This is a genomic window from Aeromonas sp. 55A (genome assembly GCF_051919665.1).
Classification (GTDB): domain Bacteria; phylum Pseudomonadota; class Gammaproteobacteria; order Enterobacterales; family Aeromonadaceae; genus Aeromonas; species Aeromonas veronii.
Window position 1 is genome coordinate 2455046 of record NZ_JBQBEH010000008.1, and the last position, 19471, is coordinate 2474516.

Here is a 19471-nt window from a genome sequence, read left to right on the forward strand (position 1 = left end):
TTTCTGCCCGTTGCAGTAACGTGGACACTCCTTTTTCAGGCGCTCTGTTCATCGTACTCAACGAGGTTTTCATGTTTGAATTGCATTCACGCCTGCAGGCAGATACCCGGTGGCTCGGGGATCTGCCCCTCTGCCGTGTCTTGCTGGCCAAAGACAGCCAGTATCCCTGGCTCATTCTGGTACCGCGAGTAGCCAACCTGCGGGAAATTCACCATCTGGCGCCGGAGCAGCAGCAACAGCTGATGCAGGAGTCCTGCGCTGTCGCCAACCTGATGGAACAGGCCCTCAGCCCGGACAAGATCAACATAGGGGCGCTGGGCAATCTGGTGCCGCAACTCCACCTTCACCATGTTGCCCGCTTTGCGACGGATCGCGCCTGGCCCGGCCCCATCTGGGGGGCTCATCCGGTCGTGCCTTATGAGCCACAAGTTTTGGTCCAGCAGGCCGATATATGGCGTGCCCGGCTCGCCAAGCTGAGCTGTTTCACCCCAGTGGCTGCTGATAACGGAGTCAACTGAGAGGCGTGTCGCTATTTCAGTCTCCGGGCCGCGCCATCTGTTAGAGTTATGGTATAGATAAGCCCATTTTCGATGTTCAGGAAGGTCCCATGATAGTGACAAGATCCGATGACGATGCCGTATTGACCACAGAGGATGTGCTGCTCAGCCTGTGCAACTCGGTGACGGACGTTTTGAGTGCCGCGACCATGAGTCAGGTGCGGTTTTCCGGCATGGTGCAGCGGATCAGCAAGACCTGCCTCAAGCCGGATATCGGTTGTTTCGTGCTGTTCGATGGCGGTTTTTCCGGTCTGGTGGTGATCAACTTCTCCGCCGCCGCCGCCATGGAGCTGTACGAGAGCTACATGCTGAGCATGGGGCTCTCCAAGGAGGATCTCGCCATCTCCCACACCTCTGATGAGGTGAGCAACGTGATGGGCGAGCTGATGAACCAGATCGTCGGCAGCTTCACCGTCAAGGTGGGCCGGGATCTGCAGACCCACATCACCCAAAACCAGCCGAAGATGCTGGCCCTCAACAAGCAGGTGATGCTGAGTGTCGATACCAATCTCGACAGCCCGGAGTCCCGCCGCGTCACCTTCTTCACTGCCCGCAACAACATCTTCTATCTGGAGCTGGCGATGGACAAAACCGAGTTCATCCGTATCCACAATGAGGGGATGGAGCACGAGGAGCTGGATCCCGATGCCCTGATCGCCCAGGCCAAGCAGGATGCCGCCAAGCCGGTTCAGGCTGCGGCCCCGGTCGCCAACGATCACGACGATCTACTCGACTCTCTGGGTATTTGAGGCAAATGCCGGATAGCAACAAGGCCACCTTCGGGTGGCCTTGTTGTATCGGTGCGCACAACTGTCGTTAGAAGTTGTAGAGCAGGCCGGTGTTGAACATCACGGATTCAGAATCGTAGAAGTTGATGTCGGAATCGGACTTGGCATAGCCAGCGGTAAAGGTTGCGGAGAGCGGCGCGATACCGAATAGGCGGTGCCAGAAGAAGGTACCGGTCAGGGCAAACTCGTCGGAGTCGGCGTTTTGGCCAAAGATGGGGTTGGCCTCATCATATTTGGCCTGGCCCAGATAGGCGTTGCTGACGAAAGACCACTGGGAAGCTCGCATGCCGTAGGTCAACTGCAGGCCGTTGCTCTTGTAGCTTTGGGCGCTGCCATCCAGATCGGCTTGGCGGTAGATAAAGGCTGGCTCCAGCATCTGACCGGGTGCCAGCTGCCATTTGTAGGAGAGGTCGAGGGCGTGGATCTTGCCGTTGCGATCCAGCTTGGCGGCAGTATCGGCGCCGTACTGGCTGCCGCTGCGCTCCTCATCCACCTCGATGTTGCGGGTGGTCAGGCTGCCATTGAAGTTGCTACCCCAGATGCTGTCCCAGGCGAAGCGAACCCCTTTTGACTTGATATCGGTCGACTGGCGATCAACGCCTACGGCGAAGGGATCGCTCCACTGCTCGGTCGGCATCGCATTAAAGACCACGGAGCCAGCTACGATGCCCTTGTCGCTCATTTCCTGACGGATACCGAGCTGCTGGGTGAAGTCGAAACGGATGGCATCCTGGATCAGGTTACCGAGGAAGACCTGGGTGCGGGTATCGGCAAAGGTGTAACGGATATCTGCGTTGAGCAGCGGGGCGACGGCGGAGCTGCTCTCTGCACTGCCCAGTCCGCTCAGTCGACGATTTTCGTCGTCACCGCTGTAAAAGTTGGATTCGTAATTGATGACGTTGACCCCGCCAAGCAGGAAACCGGACCAGCCAGACTCCTTGGGAATTTCACCCAAATCAGCATAAGCACTATTTGCGACCAGCAGGCCCAGGCCCAGCAAGGTGGTATTGCGCATCGGATAACTCCTAAATTAAATGGTGGTGAATTTTTTCGGCCGGTGAGTATAAAGAAAAAACCTTAATGGCAACTGACTCAATATTGCCAATTATCCTAACCCACTCATTTCATTCGGCGAATCGTTAATTAATTGTGCGAGATTAAGAAGAGTTCACTCGGTTGTGCTGGTATTCTGTACCGCGAATATCGGGGGAAAACAATAAGATGAAACAGATTAAATCCTGGGCGCAATATTATGTCGATCTGATGACCAAGCTGGGACTGGTGCGCTTTAGCATGTTCCTGGCGGCGGGCATTATCGTGCTGGCGGTCGCGATCCAGATGGGGGTGACCCTGTTCCTGCGCGGCAATATCGATGTGATCGACTTCGTTCGCTCGGTGTTTTTTGGCCTGCTGGTGACCCCCTGGGCGGTCTATTTTCTCTCCATCGTGGTGGATCAGCTGGAGGATTCCCGTCAGCGACTGAGCAGGATGGTGCGCAAGCTGCAAGATATGCGCGAGCGGGATCTGGAGCTCAATACCCAGCTGCAGGAGAACATCAGCCGCCTCAACGCCCAGATTGCCGAGACCAACCGGGCCGAGAGCCTGCGTCTGCAGGCCATCGAGGATCTCGAGAATGAGGTGTTCCAGCGAGAGAAAGCCCAGCTTCATCTGGGGGAGCGTACTGCCCTGCTGCGCTCCTTTATCGACTGCTCCCCAGATCTGGTCTACTACCGCAACGAGGATGAGCAGTTCTCCGGTTGCAACCGCGCCATGGAGGAGCTGACCGGCAAGGTGGAGGCCGAGCTGATCGGTCTGACCCCGTTCGATGTCTACAAGCAGGAGATCGCCAACAAGGTGGTGGAGACCGACAAGCAGGTTTTTGCCAGCAACGAGCCGCTCACCTACGAGCAGTGGCTGGAGTATCCCGATGGCCGCAAGGCCTACTTCGAGCTGCGCAAGGTGCCCTTCTTCGACCGCTTCGGCAAGCGACTCGGCTTGCTCGGTTTTGGCCGCGATATCACCGAGCGCAAGCAGTATCAGGACAAGCTGGAGAAGGCGAGCCGCGACAAGACCACCTTCATCTCCACCATCAGCCACGAGCTGCGTACTCCGCTCAACGGCATCGTGGGCTTAAGCCGGATGCTGATGGATACCCCCCTCGATCCCAAGCAGCATCAGCAGCTCAAGACCATTCACCTGAGTGCGGTGACCCTTGGCAATATCTTCAACGACATCATCGACTTGGACAAACTGGATCGCCGTCGCCTCGAAATTGCGCCGACCCGCATCGATCTGCCCGCCTTCCTCGATGAGCTGGAGACCCTGTCGCGCATTCAGGCGGAGCAGAAGGGGCTCTATCTCCATTTCGATCGCGATGGCGACATGCCGCAATTCGTGATGGCTGACGGTACCCGCCTGCGTCAGGTGCTGTGGAATCTGGTGGGCAATGCGGTCAAGTTTACCGATGAGGGGGGCGTCACCGTGCGTTGTCTCTCCCATCCCGCCGATGAGCCGGGCAAGCTGGCCCTGCACTTCGAGGTGGAGGATACCGGTATCGGTATCCCGCGCGCCCAGCAGGAGAAGATCTTCGCCATGTACTATCAGGTGCAGGGCAAGAAGCACGCCACCGGCACCGGCATTGGCCTCGCGGTCTCCCGTCAGCTGGTTCAGGCGATGGGCGGGCAGCTCTATGTGGACAGCGATCCGGGCGAAGGTTCCTGCTTCACCGCCGAGCTGGAGGTAGCTTGCGCCGAGCCTGTGTTGCCAGAGCAGGAGGAGGAGATGCCCCCCCTCGATATCCTGCTGGTGGAGGATGTGGAGCTTAACGTGACGGTGGCCTGCGCCCTGCTGGGCAAGCTGGGTCATCAGGTGCAGGTGGCACGGGACGGCACCCAGGCGTTGGCGATGGCCAACCCGGATGATTTCGACCTCATTTTGCTCGATATCCAGCTGCCGGACATGACCGGCTTCGATGTGGCGAAAACCCTGCTGGAGCGTTATGGCGACAGCCTGCCACCCATGGTGGCGCTCACCGCCAACTCCACCGGCGATCGCCAGTACTACCGGGATCACGGCATGCAGGATGTGATCAACAAGCCGCTTGGCTCCAAAGCGGTGCGGGAGGTGATTGGTCACCTGTTTGCCGATCTGGCCGAGGATGAAGCGGACGAGCAGGCTGATGCGGGCAATCAGGATGCCCTGCTGGATATCCCCTTCCTCACCGATTACGCCGATACCGTGGGCAAGCCGGTGCTGCTCTCCAGCGTCGATCTGTTCGAGAAGATGATGCCGGACTACATGGCAGTGCTCGACTCCAACATGATTGCCAAGGATCAAGCTGGGGTGGTGGAAGAGGCGCACAAGATAAAAGGGGCGGCAGGCTCCATTGGCCTGCGCCGTTTGCAGCAGACGGCTCAGCTGATCCAGAGCCCGGATCACCCCGCCTGGTGGGAAAACGTGGAAGACTGGATTGAGACGCTGCGCCGCGAATATCCCGGCGATATCGCCCGTCTGCGGCGCTGGTTGCTGTCTTGATGCTGGAGGTTGTCTTGAGTCTGATGGAAGTTGCTGGCAAGGAGCTGCGAGATGTATAGCCGTTTGATTACCCCCGCGCGCATCCACCCCTGGGGGGACGAGGATCTGCTGGAGGCGACCGAGCAGGATCGCGCCCGTATCGTGCAGGCCGCACCGGTGCGCCGGTTGCAGCAGAAGACTCAGGTCTTTCCGCTCGATGTGAAGGCCTCGGTGCGCAGTCGCCTCACCCACTCGCTGGAGGTGCAGGAGACCGGTCGCCAGATCAGCCGCCGCATTCTGGCTGCCTTGCCAGCAGGCACGGTCTGCGAGGGAGCCTTTATCAATCTGGTGGAGATGTCCTGCCTGCTCCATGACGTGGGCAACCCGCCGTTTGGCCACTTTGGCGAGCAGGTGATGAGCCAGTGGCTCGGCGAGATGCTCGCTCCCCTCTATCAGCAGGCGCTGGCGCAGCCCCCCTCGGCCCAGTGGGCTGAATTGCGTCAGGATCTGCAACTGTTTGATGGCAACGCCCAGAGTCTGCGGCTGGTGCACAGCTTGCACGAGCTCAACCTGACACTCGGACAACTGGCGGCGCTCTGCAAATACCCGCAGCAGCCCCAGCCCGGCGTGAGCTATGGTCAGCATCATGGCTGGAGCAGCAAGCGGGGCATCTTCTTCAGTGAGCAGCCGCTCTACCGCGCCCTCGGTCAGAGCCTGGGATTGGCCCCGGGCTGCCGTCATCCGTTGGTCTACATCATGGAGGCGGCCGATGACATCTCCTACTGCATCGCCGATCTGGAAGATGCGGTAGATCGGCGGATCCTGACTAAGAGTGAACTGCTGGCGGCACTGCGGGCCGCTGACCAGAGTGACTACATGGGCACCTTGCTGGATGAGGCGCTGGCTTCTGGTCGGGGCTTTTTCCCCCATTTTCGCCAGCAACTGACCCGGGATCTGGTGGCGCTGGCGGCGCAGAGCTATGTCAGCGAACATCAGGCCATTTTGCAGGGCTCCTATCCGCAAGCGCTGCTGCATGGCCAGGCGCCGGCGGCGCGGGTGCTCGATATCCTCAAGCGGGTGGCCCGTGAGCTGGTCTTTATGCGCCCCGAGGTGGAAGCGCTTGAGCTGGAGGGGTATGCGGCGCTGCGCGGGGTGCTGACCAGTTATGCCTGCCTGTTGTCGCTGCCAGCGCCACAGTTTGCCCGTCTGCTGGCCGGGGAGGGGAGTCAGACGCTTTTCTTTGCGCGCCGCCTCTATCACCGTCTCTCGGCCCGCCATCTCAAGGCCTATCGATTGGCGATCGCCACCCCGGATCCGCGCTTTGCCTGCCAGAACGAGCTGGAGTGGTATTACCGGGTGCGGCTGCTGCTCGATTATGTCAGCGGCATGACGGATACCTATGTACTGGAAGAGTACCGGCTACTCTCGGGGATCTGATGCCCCAAGCTCCCTGTCGGGCAGCATAAAATGCCGTAAAAACGTTTAAAAAGGAGTCGCAAGAGGCTTGTTTTAAATTCGGATATTTTTTAGACTTCTGCAACCTGTTCAACTTTTATCCGGTAAGGAGACGAATATGCAACATCTGATGCTTAATATTGCATTCTCTCGCGGCACTGCGTGCGGCGTGAAATCTCGTGCTCTTTTACCGCGTGGCGTAAACAGGTAACCCCTGTCTTTTTATCACCCGCGGTTCGTCCCGCAGGGTGATATCCACTTTCTCCGGGAGAACCGCATGTTCAACTGGAGAATGTCATGTCTATCGAACTGGTTTTACTGCGCAGTGTTGAATCCCTGGTCCAGAGAAGGATTGCCCGGGTCGAGCGTCGTCTCGTGCAGGTCAATCTGTCGCCCGCCCTGCTCAGGGATATCGGGCTGGAAGGATATCAGGGTCAAATCGCCCTCGTTCGCGAGCGGGAGTATCAAACCGGCTTCCGCCTCGGGAATCGAATAACCTGATCGCGAGGGGGAGAATAAGATCCCCCTCGCTAGTGAAATGGCAGGCTGCATGCCTGCCATTTTCCCATCTTATGGTTGATTCCAGGTTCACATGTTGGTGACTCAGTATTATCCTCTCCGCCCTCTTTGTAACAGCTGCGATTGTTTTCTCGCCTTGCGTCGTCAGGATCTGCAAGATTAGAGGTGGCAGCCCTATCTGTTTTACTCATCAGGACAAGACCTTATGCCACTCCTTCGTCAGCTTTTTCTTCCCATTTTGCTGTTGTTTTCAGGCATGTTGGCTGTTGCGGCTCCCCAGCCGCAAGATGAGAGCACAAGTAACGAAATTACTGCACAAAAGGAGCTGCTGATCGGGGTTCCCCGTGGCGGCTATCTCCCTTTCATCTATCAACTCCCCAACCAGCGTTATGCCGGTCCGCTCAAGGAGCTAGCCTCGCGCATTGCAGCCGAAATGGGCGTGTCATTGCGTTATATCCCCTACAACTCCTACGTGGATGCCCAGATTGCTCTCCAAGGCGGCCAGATCGATGCATTAATCGGGGTCGAACGTAATGCTCTTGAATTGAAGGGGATAAACCCTATTGGCAGTATCGGTTCTTATGCTCGCTCCATTTTAATGCATACCCCGGATCAGCGATTGACCCTGGAGCAGGCGCGCAAGTTACGCTGGGTCTGTATTCGTGGTTTTGGCAGTTGTAATGAATTGGCTCGTTTGGGGATCTCTGATGTAACTGAGCTGGAGAGCCGTACTGAGGCGACCTATATGGTCAAGCTGGGCGCTGTCGATGCATATCTTGATTTGGAACCCATTGTTTCCCTCAAGATGGAGAGAATGCCAGCATCAATGGGGGTTGTCGCTCCTGGGTGGCTTTCTGGCAGCACGCTGACGATGGCGACCAGCTCCCGCCAGCCAGAGCTGAGCCAGAAGCTTTGGCATGCATATCAACGGATACCCGTTGCAGACTCACGATTACGGTTGCATCAGAAAGATGAACGCGCCAACGCTGGTCTGTTGCTGGAACCTGATGAGGCTAGTTGGCTGAAGCAGAGAAACAAGGTGATCAAGTTCGCCGTTGCCCCCGGATTTGCCGGCATCAGCGAAATCGATGACGAAGGTGAATTGCATGGCTATACGGCAGACCTGATGAAATTATTGAGTCTGCGCTCCGGGATCCGCTTTGAGCTGGTGTCGACAAATACCTGGCAGGAGTCACTTAAACTGCTGAAAGAGCACAAAGTGGACCTTATTCCCTTGATGACACCGCTCAAGGATCGTCAGTCCTTTGCCTCTTTTACCTCCTCCTATCTGAAGTTCGACAGCTATGTCGTAGCCAGACACGGTGCTCGCCCGCTGAAGTCGTTGGTCGAACTGAAAGGGCGTCTGATTGGTGGTGTGACGGGCTCTTACGAAGCCTCTCTCATTCACGCGCTGGGCGCCAATATTATCGAAGTAGGCAAAGATGCCGATTTACTGACCTTGCTTGATACTGGGCGAGCCGAATATGTGCTGTTGACCATGACCAATCTGGGACAGCAGGCGATGAAGGGGTTCAATGATAAGTATCAGGTAGTGCTGAGCTCCCCCGAATTTTCCGTACCCATCAGTATGGCCGTCGATAATGCTCAGCCCGAGTTGCTCCACATCATGGACAAGTTGTTGCTGACCATCACGGATGAGGAGTGGCAACTGCTGGAACGACGCTGGCTCAATGTGTCGGTCAATATCGAGTCTGATTACACCCTGATTTACAAATGGTTGGCCATAGGGGGGGGCGCCTTGCTCGTCAGCGGTTTGCTGGTGATGTTCTGGGCTCGCAGTTTGCGTCGCCAGATTGCGCAGCGCAAAATCGCAGAGGACAAGCTGAACGAACAGTTGCTGTTTGTGCAGACCTTGCTCAACTCACTGCCAACCATGGTGGCGCTACGTGATAGCGAGCAGCGGATCACCTTGTGCAATCAGGCCTATCGCGATGCTTTCCTCGGTGCTGGCAGTAGCAGTGAGGAGCTGCAAAACATGCCAGAGACACTCAGAAACAGTGTGCTGGAAGAAGAGCGCAGGGTGTGGCAGACCGGACAGGATCTGGAGGGGGCAGGCAGTAATCTGCGAGCAGATGGCACGCCCTGCCATGTTATCTATGCCAAACGTCCCTATAGAGATCCGGATGGCAACATGCTGGGGGTGTTGACAGTACTGACCGATGTCAGCCGGATCAAAGAGGCGGAGGAGCGCGCCCGTCAGGCTGAAAATCGCCTTACCCAGATTACCGACAGCATGCCTGGGGTGGTCTATCAGTATTTGTGGCAAGGACCCGGCAAGGGGCGGTTTTTGTATGCCTCTCAGGGTGCCAGCGAGATCCTCGGGGCTTCCCGGCAGGATCTGTTCAATGCCGAATCGGGTGGTGAGGTGTTCGGCTTTACCGAAGAGGCGCTGCAGGATTTTGTCAGCAAGGTGGCCAATCATGCCGAGACTCTGGCTCCCCTCGATCTGGAGGTCAAGGTGGAGCGGCCTGATGGAGATCGTTATCTGCAAGTGCGTGGCAACTTTGTCAGACAGGAGCAGCAGGCACTGATCCTCAATGGGGTCATTCAGGATATTACGGCCCTCAAGCAACAGGAATACGAGCTGCGCGAAGCTCGCGCCTATGCCGAGCAGGCGATGCAGGCTCGCAGTCGCTTTTTGGCAACTATGAGCCATGAACTACGAACACCCATTTCAGGCATGCATGGCATGCTCGAATTGCTGCAAATGAGCGAGCTCAACGACGACCAGCGTTTTATGGTGCGCAATGTGGTCACCTCGACCAACAACCTGCTCTATCTGGTCAATGACATCCTCGATTTCTCCAAGATAGAAGCGGGTCAGTTGCAGTTGAATTACCAGAGCAGCCGGTTGCAAACGGTGATCTGCGATGCCATTCGTGGCCATGCGACACTGGCTCATAACAAGGGGCTCCACGTGGTGCTGGAGTGGGAGCATCATGTGCCGGATTGGGCCGACATCGATGGGGTGCGTATTGGTCAGGTCATCTCCAACCTGCTCAACAATGCGGTGAAGTTTACCGAACAAGGGGGTATTACTATCCGGGTCAGCTATCTGAGTGAGCAACTGACCATCAGTGTCAGTGACACCGGTATCGGGATTGCCGAAGAGAAGCAGGCGCTGCTGTTCACGCCTTTTGAGCAGGTGGAGTCAGATATCAACCGTCGTTTTGGTGGCACCGGCTTGGGGTTGGCAATCTGTGAGCAGCTGGTATGCAAAATGGGGGGGGCACTGACACTGACCAGTAAGGCAGGAGAGGGCTCCTGCTTCCGCTTTACCGTGCCGCTAACCAATCCGCAGTGGGATCCCCCTGCTCTGGCTGACACAGAATGGTGGTTTTTCAGCGATGACACCAACCTCGAAGCGGCCATGGTACGGCAGGGGGCCAAGCTCAGGTACTTGGGGGCCAATGAGCTCAGTCGCTCACTGGAAGGGTTGCTGTTGGCCGATCAACGGTGGCTTGAGCAAGCGCTGGGAGGGGAATGGCAAAGCTGGCTGCAACACTCTGCGCTGAAGGGGATCATAGCGTCACCCGATGAGGCGTTACGGGGTCGGATTGGTGAACAGAAATGGTGGCGCCTGGGTCTATCTCCTCTCTATCCGGATCTTCTGCTGGAGAGCTGCCACGAATTGCTACAGGAGCGGGTCACACCGATCCTCCCTGCGCTTGCAGAGAAGCTGGGTGGCAAAGTATTGGTGGCTGATGATCATCCGGTCAATCGTGCCTTGCTGGCACGGCAGTTGGCCATTCTTGGTATCGAGGCTCAGGTTGTGGAAGATGGCGAGAAGGCTCTGCGGGCCTGGCAGGGACAGCAATTCTCCCTGCTGTTGACTGATTGTCATATGCCGGTGATGGATGGTTATGCCCTGACCAAGGCGCTGCGGGCTGCGGGAGTGACGGCCCCCATCATAGGGGTAACGGCAGATACGTCGGAAGAGGCGAGTGCTCGTATGGTAGAGGCAGGCATGAGTGACATGTTACTGAAGCCCTACCCGCTGGATATCTTGCGCCAGATGCTGGCCCATTGGCTGGCAGAGAAGACGCCAACCAGAAGCGCGGTTGCGCCCGTTGTTGGGGCTACAGGCATGCAGGCTGAGCGCTGGTTGGCGCTGTTTGGTGACGAGCTGACTGCGCGAGCCATGGCGGTGGAGTATCTCGATTCCAATCGGCAGGATGGCGAGGCCATGATGGCAGCACTGATTTGTCATGATGCCAGCGCCTTGGTCGAGACAGCCCACCGGATCAAGGGGGCTGCCCGAATGGTCGGGTTGGAGGAGCTTGCCAGTCAGGCCGCCATGCTGGAATCGGCAGCGCGATTGAAGCGGCTCGACGAACTCGACGATCTGGTCAGCACAGTGCAGAGGCTGATGACGGCGATTGCCCACGACATTGGATTATGGCTCGATGAAAAAAGCACAACATGAGTTGGTCATCATGGTCGTGGAAGACCATGGATTTCAGCGCAAGGCGCTGCTGCACCAGATCCGCAGCCTGGGTTACCAGAATCTGCTGGAAGCGGTTGATGGTGTCGAGGCGTTGGCGCTTAGCCAGCAACACAACGTCGATATCCTGTTTTGCGATCTGCGAATGCCCGGAATGGATGGTATGGCGCTGTTGCGCCGCCTGTCGCTGGGTGGTTTTCAGGGCGGCATTATCCTCTCCAGCGCGCTTGAGGGGGATGTGGTGGAAGCCGTATTGCGTATGAGTACCGCTTATGGCTTGCAGGTGCTCGGTCGCATAGAGAAACCCTCAACGCCGCAGCAGCTCCAGCGGCTTATCCAGGCTTGGTCACCCCGGCAGGAACCAGTCAGAGAAGAAGAGGGGCACAGAATAGGAGTCGATGAGTTGCGTCGGGCGATCGAGCAAGCTCAACTGCTGCCCTGGTATCAGCCCAAGGTGAGTTTTGCATCCGGCGAGTGGGTCGGGATGGAGGCGTTGGCCCGCTGGCAACACCCCGAGTTTGGCCTGATCCCGCCCGGGCGTTTTATTTCACTGGCGGAGAGCAACGGACTTATCGATCCGTTGACCGAGGTGATCATCAGCAAATCTCTGAGTGATGGCCATTTATGGGAGGAAACCGGGTTGTCACTCAATCTGTCGATGAACCTCTCCACCACCTCACTCATTGAAGGGGATCTTTGCAACTTATTGATTGATCAGTGCAAGCGCTGGAGTATCAATCCTGAGCTCATCACCCTCGAGGTGACTGAGAGCGCATTCGTGCAGGATCTGGGCAAGTCTCTGGAGGTGCTGACCCGGCTAAGGATGCATGGCTTTGGTCTCTCCATCGATGATTTTGGTACCGGCTACTCCTCGATGCAGCAGCTGGCACTGTTGCCGTTCACCGAACTCAAACTGGATCGCTCCTTTGTCGATCGCTGCCATGCCGATCCGTCACGTTTGGCTATCATCGAGTCCAGTATCGAGTTGGCCCGCAAGCTGGGGCTGAAGTCGGTGGCGGAAGGGGTAGAGGATGAGGCGACCTGGCGAGTGCTGGCCCAACTCGGTTGCGACCTCTGTCAGGGATTTTTCTCTGCCCGCCCGATGCCGCGCAGTGAATTGGCTAATTGGCACCGGACTTGGCAAGATAGATTGCCTACACTGATATCTATCTGATTCTGTTGGCTGGATCCCTCCGTTTGAACAAGGATGTTCATGAAAATCTCAAGCAAGTTGCTGCTCAGCTTCGGTTTTATCAACCTGCTGATCCTGCTCTCCTCCACGCTGGTCTATTACCGGCTGACCCAGATCAATCAGGCCCAACACACCCTGCTGGAGCAGGCGCTGCCCGCCCTGCAGCGGGATGAAACGAGCCAGAAGGCGCTGGTTGCCACCGTTTCCGCCTTGCGTGGCTATCTTATCCTCGGCAAGGATCCGGCTCAGGCCTCCCGCCTCAAGCAGGAGTGGGAGTCGGCCTGGCAGGCCATTGCCCATCAGGCCTTCAGTCCGGCGCTCGCCAAGTCTCTCGAGACCTTCAAAAGCCATCAGGAGAAGGTGTGGACCATAGCCCAGAGTGAAGAGAATCTGCCCGCTCACACCCTGATGCTGCAGGAGGCGGGTCCGCTGGCGGAGGCGGCGCTCGATCAGTTGCAATCCTTTGCCAATGAAGAAGTTGGCACTCCGCAGGATCAACTCTCCGGCGATCGCCGCATGCTGCTCAAACAGGTGGGGGATGCCTACAACAGCCTCGCCAACGCCCTCTCAGCCCTGCGGGATTTTCTCATCTCAGGCGACCCCGAATACCGCAGCAAGTATCAGGATTACTACCAGTTTCATCAGCAGCGGGTGGCTGAGGTTAAACAGCAAGCCGCGCTCTTTACCGACACCCAGCAGAGCCTCTGGCAGCTGTTTGAAGAGATGGCGACCCCCTTCTCCGAGCTGGTGGGACAGGTGATCGAGAAGCGCCAGGCACCGGATTGGGATCAGGCAAACTACCTGATGGCCACCGACATCGAGCCGATGCAGTCCAGCCTCAGCGAGCAGCTGGTCCAGCAGGTGGGGAAAACCCGTGCCGAGGTGGATCAGATTTCGGCGCAGATGACCGGAGCCGGGAGGGCCATCAACCAGACTCTGCTGTTGGCTACCGGCAGCGCCATCGTGCTTGGCATGCTGGTCGCCTGGTTCTTTAGTCGCCGTCTGACCCGTGACATTGCCTGTCTGGTGAACCGGGCGGGGCAGGTTGCAGATGGTCGGCTGGCGGCCGAGCCCTTGCCAATCACAGGGCAGGATGAGTTGGGAGAATTGACTGGTTCCATCAACCGGATGTCTGCCCAGTTACATCATCTGGTCGGGGAGTTGCAGGGGGCTGTGGGGCAGGTCGAGGTGGCCTGTCTCGATGTGGGCAGCACCACCAGAGCCATAGTGGCGGATCTGACGGAGCAGGATCAGCGGGTCGATGCGGTGGCGGCGGCTATCGATCAGATGTCGGTTAGCGCCCGTGATGTGGCTGGTAACATTGCCGGTGTGGCGGATGGTGCCCATCAGGTGCGGCAGCAGACCCGTCAGGGAGAGGCCGCGCTGGCACGAATGAGCGATACCATGCAGCAGATTGCCGCCATGATTGGACAGGCCAACGAAGCCATGGGGCTGCTGGAGCATCAGAGTGAACAAGTGGGGCAGATCACCGAGGTAATCGCCACCATTGCGGAGCAGACCAATCTGCTGGCACTCAATGCGGCGATAGAAGCGGCGCGGGCAGGCGAGCAGGGGCGCGGTTTTGCGGTGGTAGCCGATGAGGTACGCCAGCTGGCGACCCGCACCCATCAATCCACCGCCGAGATCAGCCAGACCATTGCGGCCATCTCCCAGCAGACTCGCCAGACGGTGAGTACCGTCAGCAGCGGTACCCGGTTGGTAGAGCAAGGGCGGGATGCAGTCGGATTGGTGACAGATACCCTGAGTGCCATGAACCAGCTGGTACAGTCGCTGTCGGGCCAGCTGGAGGCCATTTCGGTGGCAACCGAGCAGCAGTCGCGGGTGGCCGCCGAGGTATCCGGGACGGTCGATGACATTGCTGCGCTCAGTCGGCAATCTTGTCAGCGTAGTCAGCAGGGGGAGGAGATCGTAGCCAGACTGGCTGGCGATACCGGCAAGTTGAAGGCGGTCATCGCCCGCTTTGATCTTGATGCGTGAGATGGCGGGAGCATCCCGCCATTGCTATTGCCATGCACCGGGCCATCTGGCCCGTGGGTTTAGTCCAGACGTCTGAAGGTGTGGTTGTCGAAGCTGCTGGTGGTCTCCCGGTTGAGCAGGCTGACCAGCAAAATCGCCCGTTTCTCTCCATCCGGCTCCATATAGATGGCTTCGAAGCCTGCCAACGGCCCCTCTTCAATCAGCACCTTGTCGCCCGAGCAGGGCAGGCTGGCGTAGCTGGCTCTCGCCTCGTCGCTGTCATCGCGGCTCATCAGCTGATAGACCAGCTTGCTGCTGATGGGGGTCCATTCACTGCCAAAGTGGATGATCCGGCTGATGCCGCGGGTCGATTTCAGGGTGACCGGTGTCACCTCTTCCAAATCGACAAAGATAAACAGGTAGTTGGGGAACATGGGTTCCCGTACCGGAACTCGCTTGCCCCGGCGCAGCTTCTCGATCTCCACCATGGGGTAATAGGATTCGATACCCTGGGCATCGAGGTGGGCGCGGGCGCGGGCCTCTTCTTTTGGCTTGCAGTAGGCCAGATACCATTTTTTCATGTTATGAGTATGTTCGTGTTGCCGTGCTCGCGGATATGATAGCGGCGCCAATAAAAAAGGCCACGCATTGCGTGGCCTTTTTTGCCGAGTGAGCAATTACCAACCTTTTACCAGGCCGCCTTTGAACAGCTCGAGACCTTTCTTGTAGACATCATCGGTCTGGAAAGCTTGTACGAACTGTTTGACCTTCTCGTCATCCTTGTTGTTGTCGCGGGCGACGATCAGGTTGACGTACGGGGACTCTTTGTCCTCAACAAACAGGCCGTTTTCAGTCGGGGTCAGACCAATCTGGCCGGCGAAGGTGTTGTTGATGATAGCGAGATCCACATCTTCCAGCGAACGGGGCAGCTGTGCTGCTTCCAGTTCCACAATCTTGAAGTTGCGCGGGTTGCTGGCGATATCCAACACGGTCGCTTCCAGACCGGCGCCATCCTTCAGGGTGATCAGACCCTGTTTGGCCAGCAGGATCAGCGAGCGACCCAGGTTGGTCGGATCGTTCGGTACCGCGATCTGGGCGCCATCTTGCAGCTCGCTCAGCGCCTTGATCTTTTTGGAGTAACCGGCGATCGGGTAGACGAAGGTGTTGCCAACCGGCACCAGCTTGAAGCCGCGATCACGCACCTGCGCATCCAGATAGGGTTTGTGCTGGAAGGCGTTGACGTCGATGCTGCCATCGTTCAGCGCCACGTTCGGGGTGACATAGTCGGAGAAGTTGACCACCTCGACTGTCAGACCGTATTTCTCTTTGGCGACCTTGGCAGCCACTTCAACCAGCTCGGTCTCGGGGCCGGCAATAGCGCCCACTTTCAGAACCTTGCTCTCTTCTTTTTGACCGCAACCGGCCAGAACCAGACCAGCCAGCAGGGCAGCCGCAACGGATTTGATGCCAAATTTCATAAAACCTCCTGTCAGAAATCGACGATTAACGATGATCACATTTGTTGACCAGGCGCTCACCCGCGCTCTGGATAAGTTGAACCAGTACTACCAGGATAACCACGGTCACCAGCATGACGGTCGGGTCAAAGCGCTGATAACCATAACGAATACCCACATCCCCCAGACCACCGCCACCGATGGCCCCGGCCATGGCCGAGTAGTTCACCAGAGTGACGAGGGTAATGGTGACGCTGTTGAGGATGCCGGGCAGAGCCTCGGGCAGCAGCACCTTGGTGATTATTTGCAGCGGCTTGGCGCCCATCGCCTTGGCCGCTTCCAGCAGGCCGTCCGGCACTTCCATCAGGGCCCCTTCCACCAGACGGGCGATGAAAGGGATGCAGCCGACAGTCAGCGGCACGATGGCGGCGATGGTGCCGATACTGGTGCCGACAATCAGCCGGGTTAGCGGAATGATGGCGACCAGCAGGATGATAAAGGGCACCGAGCGACCCACGTTGACCACCATACCCAGAGTACGGTTGAGCAAGGGGTTGGCCAGGATCTGGCCCGCCTTGGTCACGTGCAGTGCCACGCCGAGCGGCAGACCCAGCAGGCAGCCGAACAGGGCGGAGGCAAACACCATGATCAGGGTGTCGCCCAGGGCCGTGATGAGCAGATTAATCATGGCTTCGGACATAACCCATTACCTCCAGCTGAATGTGGTTGTCGATGAGAAACTGCTGGGTCGCCTCGCACTGGGCTTCATCCCCGAACAGCTCGGCCAGCAGGAAACCGAACTTGACGCCACCGGCGTATTCGATGTCTGCGCTCAGAATGCTGATGTCGATATTGAAACGGCGGCTCGCCTCGGAGATCAGCGGTGTATCGACCGTGCTGCCGGTAAAGCCGAGCTTCACCAGTGGGTAGCTGCCCGGCACCCGCTCCGCACTCATCCGATCCTGATACTCCTGCGGTACCTCCAGATGGATGGTGGAGTGGATGAAGTCACGAGCCAGCTGGGTCTTGGCATTGCTGAAGAACCAGGCCACTTCGCCCTGTTCGATCAGACGGCCGTCGCTGATGATGGCCACTTCGTCACAGATCCCCTTCACCACATCCATCTCGTGGGTGATGAGCAGGATGGTGAGCCCCAGCTTGACGTTGATCTCCTTGAGCAGGGTCAGGATCGAGCGGGTGGTTTGCGGGTCGAGGGCCGAGGTGGCCTCGTCACAAAGCAGTACCTTGGGGCCCGGTGCCAGTGCGCGGGCAATGGCGACGCGCTGTTTCTGACCGCCGGAAAGCTCGGACGGATAGGCCTGGGCACGGGCTTCCAGCCCGACCAGCGCCAGCAGCTCGGCAACCCGTTGCTGGATCTTCTCTTTGCTCCAGCCTGCCAGCTCCAGTGGAAAGGCGATGTTGGCAAACACCGTGCGGGAGGCAAGCAGGTTGAAGTGCTGGAAAATCATCCCGATCTGGCGGCGAGCCTGGGTCAGATCCCGTTCGCTCAGGGCGACCAGATCCTGGCCATCGACAATCACCTGGCCCTCTGTCGGGCGCTCCAGCAGGTTGACACAACGAATGAGGGTACTCTTGCCGGCACCGGAGGCACCGATCACCCCGAAAATTTTGCCTTGGGGTACATGCAGACTCACATCACGCAGGGCGTGCACGGCGTCACTGCCTGTACCGTAGACTTTGTTGAGACCGATCAACTTAATCATGGATTCTTCCGTGCTAACAGCCTTAAAGCACAGGGCGCTACAGGCGGGGAAATTGGGCAGAGGTTCCACTGGGTTACTCTGTCATCATGGAGGATGATGCTAAGATGTCTGGATGGCCATGTCAACGCATGTTTTTACGTCTAGACGTCTAAAAAAGTGATAAGGATTTCTGTCAGGCGGATAACGATCAGAATGGTATTGTTGCTCTGCCAGATCCTGTTTCGTCCCTGCGGCAGACAACCGAATTAAAGATGGTTTATATCGGGTAAATGCTGGTTTTATTAGTGTGCCAGCCCGTTTCTGTTCACATCTGCTGTCTAGCTTAATGCTCCTCCATCGTTACACAAATTGCTGCACAAATCGTTCCCTATTCGCGACCGGATCACCTGACCGTCACTTTGTCGGCGTCAACCTTGATGCAGCGCAAGGGGGGCTCGGATAGGGATTGGGTCGGTGGCGCCGGTTTTTTATACTAATGACGTCGACAAGCATGGAGGGCAGTGCGATGAGATTCCAACAGATCAAAGAGTTGCTGCACTATCTTGAGCAGGTTCATCACCAGCTCGGACTCTGTTACGGACGTTTGACCAGTCAGGTGGACAGCGAACGCAGCCGGATGTTGCTGGTCTATCTGCAAGGGCGTGAGGATGCGGCCAGTGCCCATCTGCATGAATATGCTGCTCAGCTGGGAGAGGCGGTCAGGGAGACCTGGCTGAACCAGAGTTTCAGCGAGGATATGCTGCCTGCCATTACCCGCTTCGAGCTGCCGGCATCAGTCCAGACCCAGGATATCGTTACTGAGGTATGCCGCTGGGAAGAGCAGCTGGTCGGTGAGTTGAGCCATCTGGCCCGGGAGTGCCCGACACCGGCCACCACCGCTTTGCTCGAGAATCTGGCCGGGCTGGAGCAGACCCGCCTGACTCGGCTGGTGCACGGGGTGCATCGACTCGACGACATGTAACGGGTGATCAGCGCCAAACACGCAAGATGGCCGCAAAACAAAAGGGCCCGGCAGCAGTGCCGAGCCCTTTCCATTGGATATCTGCTGATCTGCAGTGAGCGTCGGTCAGCCCTGCTGCTCGGCCGCGTAGAGGGCGGCCCCGATAATGCCCGCCTGATTGAGGCTGGCCGCCGGAATAAGCGGCGCCCGGGTCTCGATGCGATCGACAAATTTTTCCAGCTTGGCTGCGCTGCCGCCCCCCAGAATGAACATATCAGGGGAGAAGAGAAACTCGAGGCGGGCCAGATACTTGTTGAAGCGCTTGCCCCAGCGGTTCCAGGAGAGATCTTCCCGTTTGCGCGCCGCATCGGAGCAGTAGTGCTCGGCGACCATTCCTTCCAGCATCAGATGGCCCAGCTCGGTGTTGGGCAGCAGATGGCCGTTGACGAAGATGGCGGTGCCGATGCCGGTGCCGACCGTGATGAGGATGATGACCCCCTTGCGATCCTTGCCGGCGCCAAAGCGCATCTCGGCCAGACCGGCGGCATCGGCATCGTTCAGCACATAGCAGGGCTTGCCGGTGACATCGGCAAACAGATGCTCGGCATCGGTTTCGATCCAGCTCTTGTCGATGTTGGCGGCACTCTTGGCAACCCCGTTGTGGATGGTGGCGGGAAAGCCACAGCCCACCGGCCCTTTCCAGTCGAAGTGTTCGACCAGCGCCTTGAGGGTATGGGCGATGGCGGCCGGGGTGGCCGGTTGCGGTGTGGCAATACGATGGCGCTCGCCAATCAACTCGCCGGTTTTGGTATCGACCAGACAGCCCTTGATCCCCGAGCCTCCAATATCCACTCCCAACATATGCATCTGTGTTGTCCTTGTTG

The 19471-nt window shown here is 57.9% G+C and carries 15 protein-coding genes; 9 read left to right on the forward strand and 6 right to left on the reverse strand.

What is annotated here, in order from left to right:
- Positions 1 to 71: 71 nt before the first annotated feature.
- Together ACTG2G_RS15485 and ACTG2G_RS15490 are read left to right on the forward strand one after the other, a co-directional pair.
- Positions 72 to 518 (forward strand): HIT domain-containing protein, encoded by a 447-nt coding sequence (locus tag ACTG2G_RS15485; RefSeq protein WP_101531531.1) that lies wholly within the window; start codon positions 72 to 74, stop codon positions 516 to 518.
- Positions 519 to 607: 89 nt separating this feature from the next.
- The gene (locus ACTG2G_RS15490) at positions 608 to 1306 is read left to right on the forward strand and encodes a DUF3334 family protein (protein ID WP_021231953.1); all 699 of its coding nucleotides are present in this window, start codon (positions 608 to 610) and stop codon (positions 1304 to 1306) included.
- Between the two features lie 67 nt (positions 1307 to 1373).
- On the opposite strand, the gene ACTG2G_RS15495 is transcribed toward ACTG2G_RS15490, so the two are convergent.
- Positions 1374 to 2360: a DUF2860 family protein gene (locus ACTG2G_RS15495; RefSeq protein ID WP_439985595.1), complete on the reverse strand. Its 987-nt coding sequence runs from the start codon at positions 2358 to 2360 to the stop codon at positions 1374 to 1376.
- 206 nt (positions 2361 to 2566) lie between these two features.
- On the opposite strand from ACTG2G_RS15495, the gene arcB reads away from it, so the two are divergent.
- From arcB to ACTG2G_RS15525, 6 genes are all read left to right on the forward strand, one after another.
- Entirely contained in the window at positions 2567 to 4879 is a 2313-nt protein-coding gene (gene arcB / locus ACTG2G_RS15500) for an aerobic respiration two-component sensor histidine kinase ArcB (RefSeq protein ID WP_101531533.1), read from the forward strand.
- A 51-nt stretch (positions 4880 to 4930) separates the two neighbouring features.
- Positions 4931 to 6295 carry a dGTPase gene (gene dgt / locus ACTG2G_RS15505; RefSeq protein ID WP_101531534.1) on the forward strand — a complete coding sequence of 455 codons (1365 nt, stop codon included), beginning with the start codon at positions 4931 to 4933 and terminating at the stop codon, positions 6293 to 6295.
- A 315-nt stretch (positions 6296 to 6610) separates the two neighbouring features.
- Positions 6611 to 6814, forward strand: a complete 204-nt coding sequence (locus tag ACTG2G_RS15510; protein ID WP_005349248.1) for a hypothetical protein — start codon at positions 6611 to 6613, stop codon at positions 6812 to 6814.
- Positions 6815 to 7037: 223 nt separating this feature from the next.
- On the forward strand, positions 7038 to 11279 hold the full coding sequence (locus tag ACTG2G_RS15515; protein WP_439985596.1) for an ATP-binding protein: 4242 nt from the start codon (positions 7038 to 7040) through the stop codon (positions 11277 to 11279).
- Positions 11260 to 12471, forward strand: coding sequence for an EAL domain-containing response regulator (locus ACTG2G_RS15520; protein WP_274160137.1), 1212 nt, complete (start codon positions 11260 to 11262; stop codon positions 12469 to 12471). Before ACTG2G_RS15515 ends, ACTG2G_RS15520 begins: the two co-directional genes overlap by 20 nt.
- Positions 12472 to 12510: 39 nt before the next feature.
- Positions 12511 to 14487: a HAMP domain-containing methyl-accepting chemotaxis protein gene (locus ACTG2G_RS15525; protein WP_274160138.1), complete on the forward strand. Its 1977-nt coding sequence runs from the start codon at positions 12511 to 12513 to the stop codon at positions 14485 to 14487.
- A 59-nt stretch (positions 14488 to 14546) separates the two neighbouring features.
- Here the strand turns inward: ACTG2G_RS15525 and rfaH are convergent, their stop codons facing one another.
- The 4 genes from rfaH to metN all read right to left on the reverse strand — a co-directional run bounded on the left by rfaH (position 14547) and on the right by metN (position 17647).
- Positions 14547 to 15047, reverse strand: a complete 501-nt coding sequence (gene rfaH / locus ACTG2G_RS15530; protein WP_005339074.1) for a transcription/translation regulatory transformer protein RfaH — start codon at positions 15045 to 15047, stop codon at positions 14547 to 14549.
- Between the two features lie 96 nt (positions 15048 to 15143).
- Positions 15144 to 15944, reverse strand: coding sequence for a methionine ABC transporter substrate-binding lipoprotein MetQ (gene metQ / locus ACTG2G_RS15535; protein WP_005339072.1), 801 nt, complete (start codon positions 15942 to 15944; stop codon positions 15144 to 15146).
- Positions 15945 to 15969: 25 nt separating this feature from the next.
- The gene (locus tag ACTG2G_RS15540; RefSeq protein WP_005339070.1) at positions 15970 to 16623 is read right to left on the reverse strand and encodes a methionine ABC transporter permease; all 654 of its coding nucleotides are present in this window, start codon (positions 16621 to 16623) and stop codon (positions 15970 to 15972) included.
- A complete protein-coding gene (metN, locus tag ACTG2G_RS15545; RefSeq protein WP_439985597.1) occupies positions 16604 to 17647 on the reverse strand; it encodes a methionine ABC transporter ATP-binding protein MetN in 1044 nt (347 codons plus the stop codon). The genes ACTG2G_RS15540 and metN overlap by 20 nt, the downstream gene beginning before the upstream one ends.
- Before the next feature lie 505 nt (positions 17648 to 18152).
- Between metN and ACTG2G_RS15550 the strand changes: the two genes are divergently transcribed.
- Positions 18153 to 18608 (forward strand): hypothetical protein, encoded by a 456-nt coding sequence (locus ACTG2G_RS15550; RefSeq protein WP_439985598.1) that lies wholly within the window; start codon positions 18153 to 18155, stop codon positions 18606 to 18608.
- Positions 18609 to 18713: 105 nt separating this feature from the next.
- On the opposite strand, the gene ppgK is transcribed toward ACTG2G_RS15550, so the two are convergent.
- Complete coding sequence (ppgK, locus tag ACTG2G_RS15555; protein ID WP_139444119.1) at positions 18714 to 19454, reverse strand: polyphosphate--glucose phosphotransferase; 741 nt, start codon at positions 19452 to 19454, stop codon at positions 18714 to 18716.
- Between the last annotated feature and the right edge of the window lie 17 nt (positions 19455 to 19471).